This is a genomic window from Phenylobacterium sp. 58.2.17 (assembly GCF_026411515.1).
In the GTDB taxonomy this organism is placed as follows: Bacteria; Pseudomonadota; Alphaproteobacteria; order Caulobacterales; family Caulobacteraceae; genus Phenylobacterium.
In genome coordinates this window covers 247,762-262,657 of sequence record NZ_JAPMTQ010000001.1, presented here as the reverse complement: position 1 = coordinate 262,657, position 14,896 = coordinate 247,762, and the positions used below count along the sequence as shown (strand labels likewise).

Here is a 14,896-nt window from a genome sequence, read left to right as displayed (position 1 = left end):
CATGACGACCTACAGCGTCAAGAACGAAGGCCACCTCGATAAGGCGTTCCGCGCTCCCGACGGCTTCAAGGTCGTCGTGGCCGGCGTCTCGGAAGAGGTCACCACGACCGAGCCCCTGACCGACGAGCAAATCGCCGCTCTCGCCCAGGACGGCGTGAAGGTGACTGAGAAGAAGGCCGCCAAGGGCGAGCCGACCGCCGACGACAAGAAGGCCTAGGCAGGGAAGGGGGCGCGGCGTCGGTTGCGCCCCCACTCCGCAGGAGCATGAATTTGACCATCAACTCTGCAACCGACTTCGGCATCCTCGGGGTCGGGGTCGATCTCGTGCCGATCGTGCCGGATGACGACAACGATCTCCCGACCACAGCGCGAGCGATCCGCTGCCGGCCGGACGGGGTGAGCGGCGCTCTGAAGTTCATCAGCCATCTCGGCCACGAGCGGACGACCCATATCGAGGCCGGCGAAGTGCTCTACGTCGCCGCCGTCCGCGTGCTCGAGACCGGGACCGCTGCGGAAGGCCTCGAGGCGATCCTCTGATGGCCGGCTACGGGACGGACGACGGCTTCAACACCTGGATGGCCGCCAACGGCTACGTGCTGCCCGTGGGCGCACCTACGGTGGCGATCCTGCGCCAACGGGGAAGCGCCTACATCGACGGAACGTACGGGCCGCGTTTTTCGGGGGCTCCGGTTGATCCGCTGACCCAGGAACGGGCCTGGCCGCGCACCGGCGCGACGCTCGCTCGCTATGGCACGCCGATCCCGGACAACCTCATCCCCACGGCTGTCGTCGAGGCCAGCTACTTCGCCAGCCTTCAGGAAGCCAACGCGCCAGGCAGCCTGAACCCGGCAGCCACGGGCGCCGGCCAGGTGAAGCGCGAGAAGGTCGACGTCATCGAAGTCGAGTATTTCGGGGGCTCGGGCGACGCGCTGGCCGACGCCACGACCACCATCGCCGCGGTTGAGGGTCTGCTGGCCCCGTTCTTCGCGACCCCTTCGCCCGCGATCTTCGCGGTTTGACCACCTGCCTCATCCTCGGTGGCGCGGATAGCGTCTGGTCCGACACTGAAGCCGCACTGAACCTCGGCGAGTTCGACGGGGTCGTCGGCGCCAACCTGATCGGGATCTACTGGCCGGGCAGCTTCGATGCGTTCGTCTCGCTGCACCCGGACAAGTTCAAGGTCTGGGCCGAGCGTCGGCGCCGGCGCGGACTTCCCGCCCACAAGGCGCTGATCGGCAACACCGACACCGATCCGCGGTTTCCGGGCCAGGAAGGGCCGGGATCGTCTGGCCTCTTCGCCCTGAAGGTCGCGCTGGTCGACATGGGTTTCGACCGGGCTGTCCTCTGCGGCGTCCCGCTAACCTCGTCGCCCCACTTCAACGACACGGCCAACTGGCGCCACGCCACCTACTATCACGCGGCTTTCCACTCGATCCTGCCGCAGATCGCAGACCGTGCGCGGTCCATGAGCGGGCTCACCCGGGACATCCTGGGAGCGCCTACGCCTGAATGGATCAGCGGACAGGAGGATTAGATGGAAGTCGTTTACGCCCGCGAGAGGCACCCGCTGGCCGCCGGCCGCAAGTTCCAGAACGCTCGCCTGTTCACCGGTCCGCTGGCCGGCGCGAGCAAGGTGTTCCTGACCGAAGACTTCCCGGCGATCTCGGCCGTGTACAAGGCCGTGGGCGTCGAGGTGGTCGAGGCCAACCCGGAGAAGCCGGACGTCTACGTGCCGCCCGTGGAGGCCCCTCTGTCGGCCGACGAGCGCGCCAAGGTCTACATTCCCGAGGACTGGCGCGATCTGCCCTGGTCGCGGCCGCTCGACGCCGGCCTGACCCTGCGCGGCCTGGCAGCGATCTTCTCGGACGAGCCGGTCATCAACAAGGCCCAGGCCATCGCTGCTATCGAGGCTGAGTTGGAGCGCCGCGGCTAATGGGCGAAGCGATCATGTACGCCAAGGTCGACGGACCGCCGGACGATTGGGCGTCGCTCCAGATTGTCGATCTCGACAGCGGCGAAGAGGTCCATAGGGTGCTGGAGGTGAATGCTGGTGAAGGCTGGCTTGTCCGCGCCTGCCGCGACGAAGCGGGCATGATCTACACCAATCCCGAAAAGCCCGATGAGATCGCCACAGAGCGGATCACGGGTCGCTTTGAGATCCGACGCTCGCAATGACCGCCTTCGACTACGCCAAGACCGCTCAGACCGCGCTGCGGCTGATCGAGCGGCTCGGGCAGACGGGCGCCGTGCGTGTGAAGGGCTCGACCGGGCCCGCGCACAATCCGACGCCGACGCCGCCGACCGACCACCCGGCGAAGTTCGTCGTCACCAATTTCGAGGCCGCGGACATCGACGGAACGCGCGTGCTCGCTACCGACAAGAAGGCGCTCGTGGCTGCAGCCGGACTGGCCGTCGAGCCCACCCCGGCGCACCTCCTCTTGGAGGAAGGTGGCAAGACCTTTACTATCGTGGCCGTGGAAACGCTGAAGCCAGCGACGACGCCGGTCGTCTACACCTGCCAGGTGCGCCGTTGAGCGCGCACAAGGAGGCCTCGCAGCTTGCCATGGCGTCCATGATGGACGTGATCTCCCGTGGCCAAGCGATCCAGGCCGCGGTGATCCGCAAGGCGCCCGCCACCGAGATCGACGGGATGCGGTCTGAAGCCCATGCCGTGCTCGACGCCTACCTCGACCACATGACGGCCGCCGCGGTCCATGTTCGGCAGATCGTCGAACCCTAACCACCCATGGCCCGCCGCCCGACGCAACAACAGCTCTTCGCCGAGCTGGAGCAACGCTATGGGACAGAGATCGCCACGGCGTTTCTGGTTGCGATCGACGACTTGCGGACCAATGCCGACCTACAACGGGTCGTCGCGGCCATCCAGGCCGGGAACATCGAGGCTGCAATCGAGGCGCTGAACCTCGACGCCGCGGCCTTCGACCGGCTGCTCGACAGCTTCCAGGCGGCCTATGTGGCTGCGGGCGAGGCGGCCGTGACGACCATGCCGACGATCCGCGATGTCGCCGGCGCCCGGGTGATCATCCGGTTCGGCTCGCGTAACCCTCGGGCTGAAGGCTGGCTCCGTCAGGAGTCCTTGACCCTGGTGACCCGTATCCTTCAGGAGCAGCGCGTCGCCGCCCGCCAGGCACTCGTCGCCGGGATGGAGAAGGGCACGGCGCCGCGCTCGATCGGCCTCGACATCGTTGGCCGGATCGACAAGTCCACCGGGAAGCGGGCAGGGGGCGTGCTGGGGCTGTCTGGTCCGCAAGAGGAGTACGTCCGCACCGCGCGGGCGGAACTGGCCTCCAGCGACCCCGCTGAGCTCGGCCACTACCTGACCCGGGCGCGACGCGATAAGCGCTTCGACCGGTCCGTCACGAAGGCTATTCGCGAGGGCGCGACGGTGCCGGCTGAGATCCAGCGCAAAGCCGCTCTGGCCTACAGCAACCGACTACTGGATCTCCGCGGCCAGATCATCGGGCGCAAGGAGGCGATGACCGCGCTTCAGGCTGGCAAGCACGAGGCCTACCTGCAGGCGGTCGACAGTGGTTCGGTCGCCGAGAGCGCAGTCCGGCGCACCTGGCGTTCGGCGGGCGATCTTCGTGTCCGCCACACCCACATGGGCCTGAACGGCGACACGGTCGGTCTGCGCCAGCCGTTCGTCAGCCCTAGCGGCGCGCGCCTGATGTACCCGGGCGACCCTACTGCGCCGGCCTCCGAGACCATCGGCTGCCGGTGCGACGTCTCCTATCGCATCGACTTCCTGTCGAACCTGGAGTGACCGCGTGGCCTCAGGTTTCGCCGCCAGTGTGAGCGGCTGGGCCGCCGCCACCAAGGACCGGATCAGAGCGGTGCGCAATGAGAGCGCCCAGCGGGTCGTGGAGATCATGCAGACCCCGGTTGGCGCCGGAGGCAACATGCCGGTGCGAGACGGCTTCCTGCGGGCTTCCCTGGTCGCCACGACGGGCCCGGCGCCAACGCCGAGCTTGCCGAAGCCGGAGGAGGGGCGGCCCTACACCTACGACGCCGGAGACGTGGCCCTGGTCATCGCCTCGGCGGGCATGAGCGACGCGATAATCTTCGCCTACACAGCCAACTACGCCCGGCCGCAGAACTACGGGAGCCGCGGCCGGCCTGGCCGTCTGTTCGTCGACCTCGCCGCCCAGCAGTGGAACCGCGTCGTCGGAGAAGTCGTCCAGGAAGTGAACTCGAGGGCCCGATGAACGACAAGCCCGCGCAGATCGCCAAGGCCCTGCTGGACCACGTCGCGACGCTGGAAGTCGGCGATCCGCCGCTCCCGATCGCGATGCCCGAGCACGCTGACGGCTTCGACCCTCCGGCTGACGGCAAGTACCTCGAGGTCCGCTACTTCCCCAACGTCGCGGCCTGGGAAGGGTTGGCGACAGGTGTGCTCGACCAGGGCCTCCTGCAGATCACCGTTGTCTGGCCCAAGAACGAGGGCGTGATCGCCCCCAACCAGATCGCCGGCCAGATCATGGCCCACATGCCCAAGAACCGCGTGCTCTTCGAGGGTGCGACCAAGGTCAAGATCAACCGCGAGCCCCGAGCGGCCGCGCCGATCTCTGACGACGCCGAGGTCCGCATCCCTGTCATCTTCGCCTGGGTCGCCTAAGGCCCAGGTCCAGCCCTGATGCCGAGTTGGGCGCCGGCTTTTTTCTGACAACCGAAAGGAGCCATCCCCATGGCTGATATCGCCTCTACCACGGGCGTGAAGATCTACCTTGGCCCCGTCAACTCGGCGGCCAATGACGAGACCGCCTACAGCGCACTGACCTATACCGAGATCCAGCCCGTCGAGAGCATCGGCGAGTTCGGCGACAGCGCCGCCATGGTCAACTTCACCGCCCTGAGCGACGGCCGCGTCCGCAAGCTGAAGGGCGTGAACGACGCCGGTGATCTGTCGGTCGTGGTGGGCGACAGCCCGCGCGACCCGGGTCAGCTGGCCGCCAACGCCGCGGCCAAGACCGCGTTCTCCTACGCCCTGAAGATCGTTCTCGCCGACGCCCCGGACACGAATGACACCGACAGCACCTTCTTCATGCGGGTCAAGGTGATGAGCTCGCGTCTTAACGTCGGCGCGGCCAACGCCGTGGTCACCCGCACCTACCAGCTGGCGATCGACAGCGAGATCATCGAAGTCCCGAGCGAAGCGGTCTCCTAAGAGCCGCGCCGGCCAGAACAACCACCCCAAAAACTCCACGCCCAGGTCGCGCCTGGGTGCTTTTTCAGAAAGCAGAACCATGAACCTCTCGCAGGCCCTCGACACCACGACCGTCGCCAACGCCGGCGCCGTGATGGAAGTGCGCGACGCCAACGGCGCTCCGCTGATCCAGGAAGATGGACGGCCGGTCACGATCACCTTGCTCGGCAAGGACAGTGACGTCTTCGTGAAGCACGAGGCCGCGGCGACTAACCGCCGGCTTGCTCAGGGCACCCGCGTGAAGCTGACCGCCGAGGCGCTCAAGGCCGACACGATCGGCGGCCTGGCCAAGTGCACCGTCGCCTGGGACGGAATCGGCATCGACGAAGACGCCACCGAGTGCACCTACGAGAACGCCCTGCGCCTCTACAACACCTTCCCCGACATCCGCGACCAGGTCAGCGCCTTCGTTGACGACCGCGCCAATTTCTCGAAGGCCTCGCTGAAGCGCTGATCGCCTTCGTCGAGGCCGCAACCCGGAAGGGGGCGAAGCCAGAGACCCTTCCGGACCTCCCTGTCGAGGTCGCACACCTCTGGAACATCTACCGCCGCCTCAATGCCCGTCGGCAATCAGGCATGGCGGCAAATCCGTTGAGTTTCACAGACATCGGGTGGTTCGTTCACCTAACCGGCCGGCCGCTTTCTCCTTGGGAAGTGGAGATGATCGAGCGAATGGACGATGCGGCGTTGGGGGCCACCAGTCAGAGCACACCGCCGGCTTCGCGTGGCGCGTCCGAGCCGATCCCTGCATCCAATGTCGTCGGCATCCGGGCGCTTCTGCGCAGCAAGGCGGCCGAGCGCAGCGCAGGTGCCTAGCACTCGTCCACGTAGAGCGGCTATCGTGCCTGCTCGCTTGGGAGGGCGAGAGTATGAGGTTGCTACTGATCACCGGGCTCTGTGTGGCCCTTGCTGGCTGCGCCACTGCGGCGGCGCCCGGCGCGTCCGCCGTAAAAGTCACATCGTCCCAGTCGGCGGCCCAAGGCTGTAAAGCTCTTGGGCAGGCCAGCGTGACGGCTCACTCGATGCCGGTGAACATCACCCGCGAAAACGCCATCACTCAGATGCGCAACAAGGTCGTCGAGATGGGCGGCAACCTAGTTGTGTCGTCCGGTCCGCAGGTCGCAATGCCTGGGCCTGTCGCGACGATGAATGGCGACGTCTACGCCTGCTGATCGGACCTACCGCGGCATCACCTTCGACCTTGCGTGGGAGCAGTGCCCGGCTTGACGCGATGGGCTGGCGAGGCGCGATTCTGATCTCGTCGAGGAAGTGTTCGTCGATGGTAGCGCGGCGCGCTAGGTCGGTTTTACGAGTCCGTCAAGAAGGTTCTTCACCTTTCGTTCCGGAATCACTATCTATTCCGGACCCGAAAGGAGGCGCCAATGCACGATAGCCGTATTATCGCTAACCGCTTCCTCGAGCTCGCGGAGAGGAACGGCGACACTCTGACGCCGATGCAGGTCCTTAAGCTCGTCTACATCGCACACGGTTGGATGCTGGGATTGCACGGCCGCGCTCTGATCAGAGACAGGGTTGAGGCTTGGCAATATGGACCCGTGATTCCGGTGCTCTACAACGCCATGCGCCGCTTTGGCGGATCGGCGGTGGCAGGTCGACTCGCCGCTTCGCCGGAAACGCTAACGGCGGAAGAGGAAGATATTGTTGAGCAAGTCTATGCCGAGTATGGCCGCTTCACCGGACCGCAGCTCTCTCGACTGACGCACGCCATAGATACGCCGTGGGATTTGACCTACCGGCCAGGCGAGTTCGGGGTGCAAATCTCGGATGACCTGGTGGAGGATCATTATAGGCAGCTAGCGCAGGCCTAGATGACTTCCGGGGGGGAACAACAAAGTCAGGCGCCGAAACGTAGAGTTCGAGCGTCGACCAAAGAGCGGAAAATCCTTGAGGGCGGCAACGGCAAGGGAGATGATCCCGCGGCAGCCGAGGCAGTCCAGCTCGGCAGCAAAAAGACTCGCGAAGACCTGAAACGCGAAGCGGAAGAGGCTGATCACAAGCGCAATCAGGCGTTCCGGAATCACTTCGAGGTGGTCGCGGTTGTAACTCTGTGGATTTTGTTCGCTGGTCTAGTGCTCCTAGCCGTGACCTGGCTTATCCACGTGCTGGCTCCGACAGGGACTAAGCTCGACGTTGGATGCTTCTCGTTGGGCGGCTGGCTCAAGCCGAGCGATTTCGAGCGGGTGCAGGGCATCCTAACCGGTGGCGTTATCGCTGGCCTCGTCGCAGATCACTTCAAGCGTCGGATAGGCTGAAAGAGAACGAGTCCGTCCGTCGCAAAAGATAACCATCTCAGCAAGGCTCGCTTCGGCGGGCCTTTTTCTTTGGAGGCCGCGATGGATCTCACGCCGCTCGGCCTCCGCGTGGAGAGCCAGGAGGTCGATACCGCTGAGAAGCGGCTCGATGGCCTGGCCGAGTCCGCCAAAGGCGCAGAACGTGCGGCAGATGGCCTTGCCGGCGGCTCCAAGCGCGCGGGCGGCGCCATCGCCTCGATGCTGGCGAACATCGAGAAGGCCGTCCGTGAGCAGAACCTGCTGCTTAAGGCGCAGAACGACGCGGCGTTTGCGATGTCTCGACAAGCCGCAGAAGCCGAGAAGGCGGCTGCGAAGCTGGCGAAGGTCGGCGCTCAGGCGAAGGTGACGGCTACCCACTTCGACACACTCTATGACGCCGCCAGCCGGGACTTTGCGCAGCAGTACACGGCCGGCATGTCGAAGATCGTCGATACTCAAGGGAAGGCCGCGGGATCGTCCAAGGCCCTCACTCAGGCGACCCTGAACCTCTCGCGCCAGTTCGCCGACATCGGCGTGACGGCGGCGATGGGCATGAACCCCATAATGATCCTGATCCAACAGGGGCCGCAGATCGCCGACGCCCTTGCGATGGCCAAAACGCAGGGGGTTGGGTTGACGGACGTGCTGAAAGGCATGACGGCCGCCGCCGCGCCCTTCCTTGCGGTGATTGTGCCCATCGGCATCGCGGTCGGCGCCGCCTTTGGCGGTGCGGCGCTTGCTGCGCGCGCCCTTAACCAGGACAACGCCGATCTCGTCGATAGCCTCGGCCTGACCGAGAAGCAGTTGAAGCGGCTGAAGGACCAAGGCGTCGACACCGGCGTGACCATGGGCGACGTCTTCAAGGGGACGTTCAACTACATCCGGGAGGCGGTCGGACCCGCGCTGGCGCCGATCGGCAAGTGGTTCTCGGATCTGTTCGACGAGATCACCGCTAAGGCGATCTGGGCGGTGAAGACGATTGGCGGGGCCTTCGTCGGCGCCTATGCCGCCATCAAAGCCACATGGAGCGGCCTGCCGGCAGCGCTGGGCGACATCGCGGTGCAGGCTGGCAATGCCGTGGTTCGTGCGATCGAATCCGCCATCAACAAAGCGCTCACCGCCTACAACAAGGCGCTGCCGCTCATCCGTGCGCTCATGACCGCAACGGGCAACGGCGCCGGCGCTATGGGTCTGCGCGATGCGGGCCCTGTCTCCCTCGGCCAAATGGAAAACCCGTGGAGCGGTGCCGCGGCCAAAACGATGGAAGACGGCGCGGTCGCCTTCAAGAAGGCGAACGAAGGTTGGGCGGACACGGTCGACAGCGTCGGGCAGGGACTGCGCAAGTCCATTCTCGACGCAGCCCGCGACCGGATCAAAGGCGCTGCGGGAGATGCCGAGAAGGCCAAGAAGGACCAGGCTGCAGCCCAGCCGGCGCGCGATACGACCGATGAGCGCGCCGCACAGCTGGCCCAGCTGTTGGCCCAGGCCCAGGCGGATGAACTGCGCGCCCAGCTGGACCTGACCGAGGATGTTCGCGCCCGCGCCGACATTGAGAAGGCGATGGTCGATGCGCAGCTCGCAGCGCAACGCGCCCAACTGGACCGCCAGGCCGCCGCGATCGCCGACGACAAGGGCTTGAGCGAGGCCAACAAGGCGCTGCTGCTGATGCAGCTGGAGGCGGTGAAGGTCGCGCAGGATCGCGCTGCCGGCCTGAAGCAAGAGAAGATCGAGCGCGACGCCACACGGAAGATCACGCAGGACTCGAACGCTGTCCGCACCGCTGGCATTCAGAACGAGATCGACATCCTGGTCAGCCAGCGCGAAGTCGCTCAGTTCGGATTCGAGCGTCGGGAGATTGACCGCGAGATCCTTGCCGCTCAGCAGCAGATCGAGCGTCTGAAGCTGGAAGAGATCGTCGCGACGACCGCGTCGACGTCTGCCGAGCACCAGATCGCCAAGGCGCGCTTGAAGGTTCTCGACATCATCCACGCCAATCAGCGCAAGAGCGCGATGGGCACGGCCGAGGACGCCTTCAACGACGTCGCTCGCGCCCTGGAGGATGTCGTCCGTGCTTTCGAGGAGCAGGACTGGCAGAAGCTCGTCAAGTCGCTCGTCGAGGCGTTTGGCACCCTCGTCAGCATCTTCAAAAAGTCCGGCGCATCGCTGGATAGCAAGATCGGAGCGCTGGCCGGCGTCGGCTCCGTGATCGGGCAGGCCGTTGGCGGGAAAGGTGGCTCTGCAATCAGCGGAGCAGCATCCGGCGCTATGGCGGGGATGACGATCGGTTCGATGATCCCTGGCATCGGTACAGCGATTGGCGCAGCCGTGGGGGCCGTTGTCGGTGGCGTCGGGGGCTGGCTCTCGGGCGGCAAGGAAGAGAAGCGCGCAAAACAAGAGCGCGAGGCCGCTGACATCGCGAACGCCCGTGCCATCGCTCAACACCGTGCGAACCAACAGGCCGAACTCGAACTCCGCATCCTGGAGCTGTCCGGCGATGAGGTCGGGGCCTTGGCGAAGCGCCGGGAGGCCGAACTAGCGGCCCTCGACGGCGCCAATCGAGCTCTCGCAGAGCACGTCCACGCACTGGAGGATTGGGCGACCGCTGTCGGCAAGGCCAAGGACGCGGTGGCCAAGGCCGAGGACGACCTGCGCGAGGCCTACGAGGCCGAGAAGAAGCGCCTGGAGGGCGTCATCGGCAGCGTGCAGGGCGCGCGCGAACGTCTGAGCCAGGCCTATCAGCGCGAGCGCGGCGAGATCGAGAACACGATCTCCAGCCTGACCTCCGCCGTGAAGAGCTTCGCCGACTTCCGGAACGAGATCGACATGCTGTCGGCGGCGAACGACCCCTCTGCCGGGTACGCCTTTGCCAGAAGCCGTTTCGACACCGCGACGAACGACAACCTGATCGAGCGGGGCCGCGCGTTTGCTGATGCGTCCATGTCGTCGAGCGCGACCGAGCTCGACTATCAGCGCGATCTGGCCGCTGTCCGCCGCCGGACCGACGAGGCCGCCAAGACGGCGCAGAACCAGCTGACCACGGCCGAGCGTCAACTCGCGGCCCTGGACGCCCTGGTCGAGCCGCTGATCGGCGCCAACGACAACCTGATGAGCGTAGACGAGGCGATCCGCGCGCTCTCCACCGCCGAGCAGGACGCCGCGGTGGCGACCGCCGAACTCGCACGCCTGGATGCTCAGGTTGGCGCGCTGATCAACATCAACACGTCAGTGCTCACCGTCGCCCAGGCGATCACGAACCTGCAGACGGCGATTGCCGCGCTGGCCGCGGCCGAGGCGGCCAAGCCCGTTCAGAACGGGCCGGCCGCAGGCTATGAAGCCGTCGGGTACGCGGGATACGTCGACAAGAACCCTGACCTCGCGGCGCTCTACACCTCCGGCAGCGGCATGGCGAAGGGCCGCTCCAAGGAGGAGTTCGGCGCCTACCACTGGGAGCGCTACGGCCAGGCCGAGAGCCGCGCCTATCGCCCGTTCGCCCGCGGCGGCGTCTTCACCAACGGCATCGTCAGCGAGCCCACGACCTTCGACATGGGTCTGATGGGGGAGGCGGGGTCCGAGGCGATCATGCCGCTGACCATGGGCCCGAACGGACTCGGCGTTCGCGCCAGCGGCGGAGACACCTCGCGTCTTGAGGCGCTGGTCTCGGAGCTGAAGGCCGAAGTCGCTGCGCTGCGGGTCACCGCCGGCCGGACCGCGGCCAGCACGAAGAACATGGACGAGCGGGGCAAGCGCCAAGAGTTCAATGGCGTCTACGTCCGCGGGCAGTCTCCCGAAGAGCCGATCGAGATCACCGGAACAGTCGAGGTGGCGGCGTAATGTACGTGATCCAGCCCCTCGGCCAGAGCCGCACGACGGTGTCGGCGGCGATGCTGACCGCCAGCAGTGTCCCGGAGGTTGCGCCGGCCGCCTACAATGCCGGCACGACCTATGCGCTCGACGCCGACGTTAGCATCTCCGGGGCTCACAACAGCTTTGAGGTCTACCGGTCGCTCGCGCCGGGAAACACGGGCCACACGCCAAGTTCCTCGCCGACCTGGTGGCGTCATCTCGGCACGACCTACGGATCGTTCGCCGCCGGTAGCTATGGGCTGGGTGATCACGTGATCGACCCGGTTGCGCACCTCGAGTACGAAAGCCTAGTGGCCGCGAACACGGCTCCGCTCACCGACGCCACGAAGTGGCTCTCGCTCGGGCCGACGAACCGCTGGCGGGCGCTGGACCTGAACAGCAGCACGGGCACGACCGCCCCGTCGCCGCTCTCCTACACGATCACGCCGGGCCGCCGCGTCGATGCTGTGGGGTTGGCTGCCGTGATGGCGGACAGCTTCACGATCTCGGTCAAGCAGGACGGCGAAGAGGTGTGGAGCTACTCGGAGAGCATGAGCACGCGGGTTGTCCGCTCCTGGCGCGATTGGCTGACGAAGGGCTTCACTTTCCGGGACACCTCCATGGTGCTCGAAATGCCCCTGGTGAGCAGCGCCGAGGTGACGATCACCTTCTATCGAGCCGGCGGGGACGTGACGGTCGGTGCGCTGTTCATCAATCGCTCTGTGTTCCTGGGCGATGTGGAGACCGAGCCGACAGACGGCGCGGACAACTACTCCAGGTTCGCTCGGAACATCGAAGGCTCCGCGACCTCGTTCATCCCCGGTCGGGTCATCCCGATCCTGAGCGCGACTTGCTCAGCTCCGGCCGAGCGGACGCCAGAGATCCGCGCGCTCCGGGAGGCGACCAAGGCGACGCCCGCCTTCTGGGCCGGACTGAGTGACGCCAGGAACCCCTATTTCGGCAGCGTTCAACGGGTCGGGGTCTGGCGCCGATTCGACATCACGCCGGCCAATCCGAACGTGCTCACCAATCTAGACGTTGAGGAGGCCTGACCGTGCCCACGGCGCCGTTGCCCATCCCGAACATCACGACGCCGGTCCCGCTCTCGACCGACCCGGACAACTTCGACGCTCGGGCCGACCTTGCTTGGCAGGAGCTTCCTGAGGCCATCGACGCCCAGAACGTCGAGAACGCCAAGTCCTACGCGAACGCCCTGGAGGTCTTCGAGAAAGCCGCCGAGATCAGCGCCGCCGCCGCGGTCGCCATCGACGGGGCGGGCGCCGTCGGTCGGAGCAACTCATCGCTGGTGGTCGGGGCTGGGACAAAGCCCGTCACCCTCCAGTCGGCCAAGCCCAACCTCGTCGTGCTGAACAAGCGCGTCGTGCTGGTTCAGATCTCCGACCCGTCGATCCGGATGTTTGGCACCATCAGCGCCGTGACCAGCACGACCGTCTTCGCGGTGACTGTGGTGTCGAGCGGGGCCTATGGCTCTGGAACCTATTCGGCGTGGATGGTCATCGACGCGGCGTTCTATGCTGCGGCTGCTACGCCGGCTGACATTCTGGCCGCGACATCTGACTCGGTCTCCGTTTCTCCGAAGGGCCTGAAGGGGGCGCTTGCTCCCTTCGCGCTGACCGACGGCGCGACCGTCACGCCGGACGGCCTGAACGGCCTCGACTTCACCTGGACGATCGGTGGAAACCGGCTGCTGGGCGCTATCGTCAACACCTATCCGGGTGCGCGCGGCCGCATCACCATTACGCAGGACGGGACCGGAAGCCGCGTCCTCGCCGTGGCGTCGGCCTACAAGCGCGAGGGCGGCCTGGCCGTGCTCACCACGGCGGCGGGTGCGAAGGACTACCTGCTCTATGACGTCGTGAGCGTCGACGGCGGCGGGACGGCGACCGAGATCATCTACGACCTGATCCGGTCGCCGACGACCTGATGCTTCGTCCTTCTCTTCTGATCCATCCGCGTCTGCAGATCGACTACCTCCTCGTTGGGGGCGGGGGAGGTGGCGGTCGCGAGTTCAACGGCGGCGGCGGGGGCGGGGGCGGCGGCGGTGTGCTGCAGGGCAGCTACAGCCTCCCCCCGAAGTCCTATGCCATCACCGTGGGTGCGGGTGGAGCGACCGGCGTCATCGGTGGCGACACATCGATCGCAGCCCTCATCATCGCCAAGGGCGGCGGTCGGGGCGGCAACCCAACCAGTGGCGGCCCGGGCGGCGCGGGTGGCTCAGGAGGGGGCGCAGGCGGCTCTGGCGGCGCGGGTGGCGCAGGAACCGCGGGGCAGGGGAACGCCGGGGGCAGTTCGCCGGGCGCAGGCGGCGGCGCTGGCGGTGGCGGCGCATCAGCCGTTGGCGGAAACGCGACAAGTTCCACAGCGGGCGCTGGGGGCGCCGGCGTGTCGTCATCCATTGCTGGAACGTCGGTCATCTATGGGTCCGGCGGCGGCGGTGGCGGCCGTTCGGGCTTCTCGGGCGCCAACTCGGGAGGTAGCGGAGCGGGCAACGGCTCGACCAGCACCGGTGGAAACGGGACGGCCAATCGCGGCGGCGGCGGCGGCGGCGGCGGGTTTGACGGCACGAACACTTACGACGGCGGCGTCGGCGGCAGCGGCCTTGTGGTCATTCGATACCTCGGCCCGCAGCGCGCGACCGGAGGAACGGTCAGCTCAGCCACGATCGGCGGCCGCGCCTACACGCTCCATACCTTCACCAGCAGCGGCACCTTCGCCTTTAACTAGAGGAGGCCCTATGGCCGACGCCATCAGATCGACCGCTGGACCTGGCGGAGCGTGGATCGAAGTCACCCCGTTCGGAGACCTGACCGTCTCGGGCATGAGCCTGAACGCCAGTTGGCTTGCGGGTCTCTCGGATGAGCAACTCGCGCCGTTCGGCCTGGAACGTGCTGAGATCGCTGAGACTGAGATGCCTACGTCCTGGGCCGTCCAGGTGACGGGCTCAGCCGTCAACGACAACGCGGGCGTGCCGACCCGTGTTTGGCTGACCGAGGCCCTGGACATCGAGACTGTCCGCAATCGCCTGCTGGCCGCTGCTGCGATCGAATACGCCGCGCATCGGCAACGCCCCGTGGCCTGGGACTTCGGCGCGGTTGAAGCGTTGGACGACAATGACGTCTCCATCGGCGAGGCTGGCCAGCAGACGCTCCAGATGCGCGACGACGCCGTTCAAAACGACCTGCAGAACTGGCTTGCGGCCAACGCCGCCGCCATGGCCGCAGTCGCCGCCGGCATGCCCGATCTGATCCAGCCCCTGAAGACCACGGCGAATGTTTGGGTTCAGACCACAGCAGCCCAGGTCGTCCAGGTCCTGGTGACCGGAGACGGCGTCCAGGTGTCGGCCTTCCAGATGGGGGCGGCCCATCTGAAAGCGTTCGGCGCGCTGAAGAAGGCCATCAACACCGCGGTCGATATCGAAACTCTCGTGAGCATCGATCCGACTGCCGGCTGGCCGGCCTAAACACCTCATCTCTGGAGACCATGCGATGAAGAACACGCTTCTGCGTGCGGGGGCGCA

General features: G+C 66.4%; 22 protein-coding genes. All 22 read left to right on the top strand.

Going from position 1 to position 14,896, the window contains the following annotated elements:
- Window position 1: 1 nt before the first annotated feature.
- The 22 genes from OUA97_RS01330 to OUA97_RS01225 all read left to right on the top strand — a co-directional run bounded on the left by OUA97_RS01330 (window position 2) and on the right by OUA97_RS01225 (window position 14,839).
- A complete protein-coding gene (locus tag OUA97_RS01330; protein WP_267229923.1) occupies window positions 2-217 on the top strand; it encodes a hypothetical protein in 216 nt (71 codons plus the stop codon).
- 53 nt (window positions 218-270) lie between these two features.
- Window positions 271-537: a spike base protein, RCAP_Rcc01079 family gene (locus OUA97_RS01325; protein WP_267229922.1), complete on the top strand. Its 267-nt coding sequence runs from the start codon at window positions 271-273 to the stop codon at window positions 535-537.
- Complete coding sequence (locus tag OUA97_RS01320) at window positions 537-1,019, top strand: DnaT-like ssDNA-binding protein (RefSeq protein ID WP_267229921.1); 483 nt, start codon at window positions 537-539, stop codon at window positions 1,017-1,019. Before OUA97_RS01325 ends, OUA97_RS01320 begins: the two co-directional genes overlap by 1 nt.
- On the top strand, window positions 1,016-1,534 hold the full coding sequence (locus tag OUA97_RS01315) for a hypothetical protein (RefSeq protein WP_267229920.1): 519 nt from the start codon (window positions 1,016-1,018) through the stop codon (window positions 1,532-1,534). The genes OUA97_RS01320 and OUA97_RS01315 overlap by 4 nt, the downstream gene beginning before the upstream one ends.
- On the top strand, window positions 1,535-1,933 hold the full coding sequence (locus OUA97_RS01310; protein WP_267229919.1) for a hypothetical protein: 399 nt from the start codon (window positions 1,535-1,537) through the stop codon (window positions 1,931-1,933).
- Window positions 1,933-2,175, top strand: a complete 243-nt coding sequence (locus OUA97_RS01305; RefSeq protein ID WP_267229918.1) for a hypothetical protein — start codon at window positions 1,933-1,935, stop codon at window positions 2,173-2,175. Before OUA97_RS01310 ends, OUA97_RS01305 begins: the two co-directional genes overlap by 1 nt.
- Entirely contained in the window at window positions 2,172-2,534 is a 363-nt protein-coding gene (locus tag OUA97_RS01300) for a hypothetical protein (protein ID WP_267229917.1), read from the top strand. Before OUA97_RS01305 ends, OUA97_RS01300 begins: the two co-directional genes overlap by 4 nt.
- A 29-nt stretch (window positions 2,535-2,563) precedes the next feature.
- Window positions 2,564-2,740 (top strand): hypothetical protein, encoded by a 177-nt coding sequence (locus OUA97_RS01295; RefSeq protein ID WP_267229916.1) that lies wholly within the window; start codon window positions 2,564-2,566, stop codon window positions 2,738-2,740.
- A gap of 6 nt (window positions 2,741-2,746) precedes the next feature.
- Window positions 2,747-3,784, top strand: a complete 1,038-nt coding sequence (locus OUA97_RS01290; RefSeq protein WP_267229914.1) for a hypothetical protein — start codon at window positions 2,747-2,749, stop codon at window positions 3,782-3,784.
- A 4-nt stretch (window positions 3,785-3,788) separates the two neighbouring features.
- Window positions 3,789-4,226: a hypothetical protein gene (locus tag OUA97_RS01285; RefSeq protein WP_267229913.1), complete on the top strand. Its 438-nt coding sequence runs from the start codon at window positions 3,789-3,791 to the stop codon at window positions 4,224-4,226.
- The gene (locus OUA97_RS01280) at window positions 4,223-4,636 is read left to right on the top strand and encodes a phage tail terminator-like protein (RefSeq protein ID WP_267229912.1); all 414 of its coding nucleotides are present in this window, start codon (window positions 4,223-4,225) and stop codon (window positions 4,634-4,636) included. Before OUA97_RS01285 ends, OUA97_RS01280 begins: the two co-directional genes overlap by 4 nt.
- A gap of 69 nt (window positions 4,637-4,705) precedes the next feature.
- Entirely contained in the window at window positions 4,706-5,185 is a 480-nt protein-coding gene (locus tag OUA97_RS01275; RefSeq protein WP_267229911.1) for a hypothetical protein, read from the top strand.
- Window positions 5,186-5,264: 79 nt separating this feature from the next.
- A complete protein-coding gene (locus tag OUA97_RS01270; protein WP_267229910.1) occupies window positions 5,265-5,678 on the top strand; it encodes a hypothetical protein in 414 nt (137 codons plus the stop codon).
- 206 nt (window positions 5,679-5,884) lie between these two features.
- Window positions 5,885-6,040 (top strand): hypothetical protein, encoded by a 156-nt coding sequence (locus OUA97_RS01265; RefSeq protein ID WP_267229909.1) that lies wholly within the window; start codon window positions 5,885-5,887, stop codon window positions 6,038-6,040.
- Between the two features lie 53 nt (window positions 6,041-6,093).
- A complete protein-coding gene (locus tag OUA97_RS01260; RefSeq protein WP_267229908.1) occupies window positions 6,094-6,396 on the top strand; it encodes a DUF4156 domain-containing protein in 303 nt (100 codons plus the stop codon).
- A gap of 210 nt (window positions 6,397-6,606) precedes the next feature.
- Window positions 6,607-7,053, top strand: a complete 447-nt coding sequence (locus OUA97_RS01255; RefSeq protein WP_267229907.1) for a Panacea domain-containing protein — start codon at window positions 6,607-6,609, stop codon at window positions 7,051-7,053.
- The gene (locus OUA97_RS01250) at window positions 7,054-7,497 is read left to right on the top strand and encodes a hypothetical protein (protein WP_267229906.1); all 444 of its coding nucleotides are present in this window, start codon (window positions 7,054-7,056) and stop codon (window positions 7,495-7,497) included.
- Window positions 7,498-7,578: 81 nt separating this feature from the next.
- Entirely contained in the window at window positions 7,579-11,346 is a 3,768-nt protein-coding gene (locus OUA97_RS01245; RefSeq protein WP_267229905.1) for a phage tail length tape measure family protein, read from the top strand.
- Window positions 11,346-12,410 carry a hypothetical protein gene (locus OUA97_RS01240; protein ID WP_267229904.1) on the top strand — a complete coding sequence of 355 codons (1,065 nt, stop codon included), beginning with the start codon at window positions 11,346-11,348 and terminating at the stop codon, window positions 12,408-12,410. Before OUA97_RS01245 ends, OUA97_RS01240 begins: the two co-directional genes overlap by 1 nt.
- Before the next feature lie 2 nt (window positions 12,411-12,412).
- Entirely contained in the window at window positions 12,413-13,303 is an 891-nt protein-coding gene (locus tag OUA97_RS01235; protein WP_267229902.1) for a hypothetical protein, read from the top strand.
- Window positions 13,303-14,103 carry a glycine-rich domain-containing protein gene (locus OUA97_RS23320; RefSeq protein WP_323690509.1) on the top strand — a complete coding sequence of 267 codons (801 nt, stop codon included), beginning with the start codon at window positions 13,303-13,305 and terminating at the stop codon, window positions 14,101-14,103. Before OUA97_RS01235 ends, OUA97_RS23320 begins: the two co-directional genes overlap by 1 nt.
- A 10-nt stretch (window positions 14,104-14,113) precedes the next feature.
- A complete protein-coding gene (locus OUA97_RS01225) occupies window positions 14,114-14,839 on the top strand; it encodes a hypothetical protein (protein WP_267229900.1) in 726 nt (241 codons plus the stop codon).
- Window positions 14,840-14,896: the final 57 nt, after the last annotated feature.

Bases quoted from the DNA above. Each gene is read 5' to 3' on its own strand.
- OUA97_RS01225 (WP_267229900.1), top strand. From the start codon at position 14,114: ATGGCCGACGCCATCAGATCGACCGCTGGACCTGGCGGAGCGTGGATC.
- OUA97_RS01305 (WP_267229918.1), top strand. From the start codon at position 1,933: ATGGGCGAAGCGATCATGTACGCCAAGGTCGACGGACCGCCGGACGAT.
- OUA97_RS01300 (WP_267229917.1), top strand. From the start codon at position 2,172: ATGACCGCCTTCGACTACGCCAAGACCGCTCAGACCGCGCTGCGGCTG.
- OUA97_RS01280 (WP_267229912.1), top strand. From the start codon at position 4,223: ATGAACGACAAGCCCGCGCAGATCGCCAAGGCCCTGCTGGACCACGTC.
- OUA97_RS01265 (WP_267229909.1), top strand. From the start codon at position 5,885: ATGATCGAGCGAATGGACGATGCGGCGTTGGGGGCCACCAGTCAGAGC.
- OUA97_RS01330 (WP_267229923.1), top strand. From the start codon at position 2: ATGACGACCTACAGCGTCAAGAACGAAGGCCACCTCGATAAGGCGTTC.
- OUA97_RS01245 (WP_267229905.1), top strand. From the start codon at position 7,579: ATGGATCTCACGCCGCTCGGCCTCCGCGTGGAGAGCCAGGAGGTCGAT.
- OUA97_RS01310 (WP_267229919.1), top strand. From the start codon at position 1,535: ATGGAAGTCGTTTACGCCCGCGAGAGGCACCCGCTGGCCGCCGGCCGC.
- OUA97_RS01295 (WP_267229916.1), top strand. From the start codon at position 2,564: ATGGCGTCCATGATGGACGTGATCTCCCGTGGCCAAGCGATCCAGGCC.
- OUA97_RS01270 (WP_267229910.1), top strand. From the start codon at position 5,265: ATGAACCTCTCGCAGGCCCTCGACACCACGACCGTCGCCAACGCCGGC.
- OUA97_RS23320 (WP_323690509.1), top strand. From the start codon at position 13,303: ATGCTTCGTCCTTCTCTTCTGATCCATCCGCGTCTGCAGATCGACTAC.
- OUA97_RS01240 (WP_267229904.1), top strand. From the start codon at position 11,346: ATGTACGTGATCCAGCCCCTCGGCCAGAGCCGCACGACGGTGTCGGCG.
- OUA97_RS01290 (WP_267229914.1), top strand. From the start codon at position 2,747: ATGGCCCGCCGCCCGACGCAACAACAGCTCTTCGCCGAGCTGGAGCAA.
- OUA97_RS01250 (WP_267229906.1), top strand. From the start codon at position 7,054: ATGACTTCCGGGGGGGAACAACAAAGTCAGGCGCCGAAACGTAGAGTT.
- OUA97_RS01255 (WP_267229907.1), top strand. From the start codon at position 6,607: ATGCACGATAGCCGTATTATCGCTAACCGCTTCCTCGAGCTCGCGGAG.
- OUA97_RS01260 (WP_267229908.1), top strand. From the start codon at position 6,094: ATGAGGTTGCTACTGATCACCGGGCTCTGTGTGGCCCTTGCTGGCTGC.
- OUA97_RS01320 (WP_267229921.1), top strand. From the start codon at position 537: ATGGCCGGCTACGGGACGGACGACGGCTTCAACACCTGGATGGCCGCC.
- OUA97_RS01275 (WP_267229911.1), top strand. From the start codon at position 4,706: ATGGCTGATATCGCCTCTACCACGGGCGTGAAGATCTACCTTGGCCCC.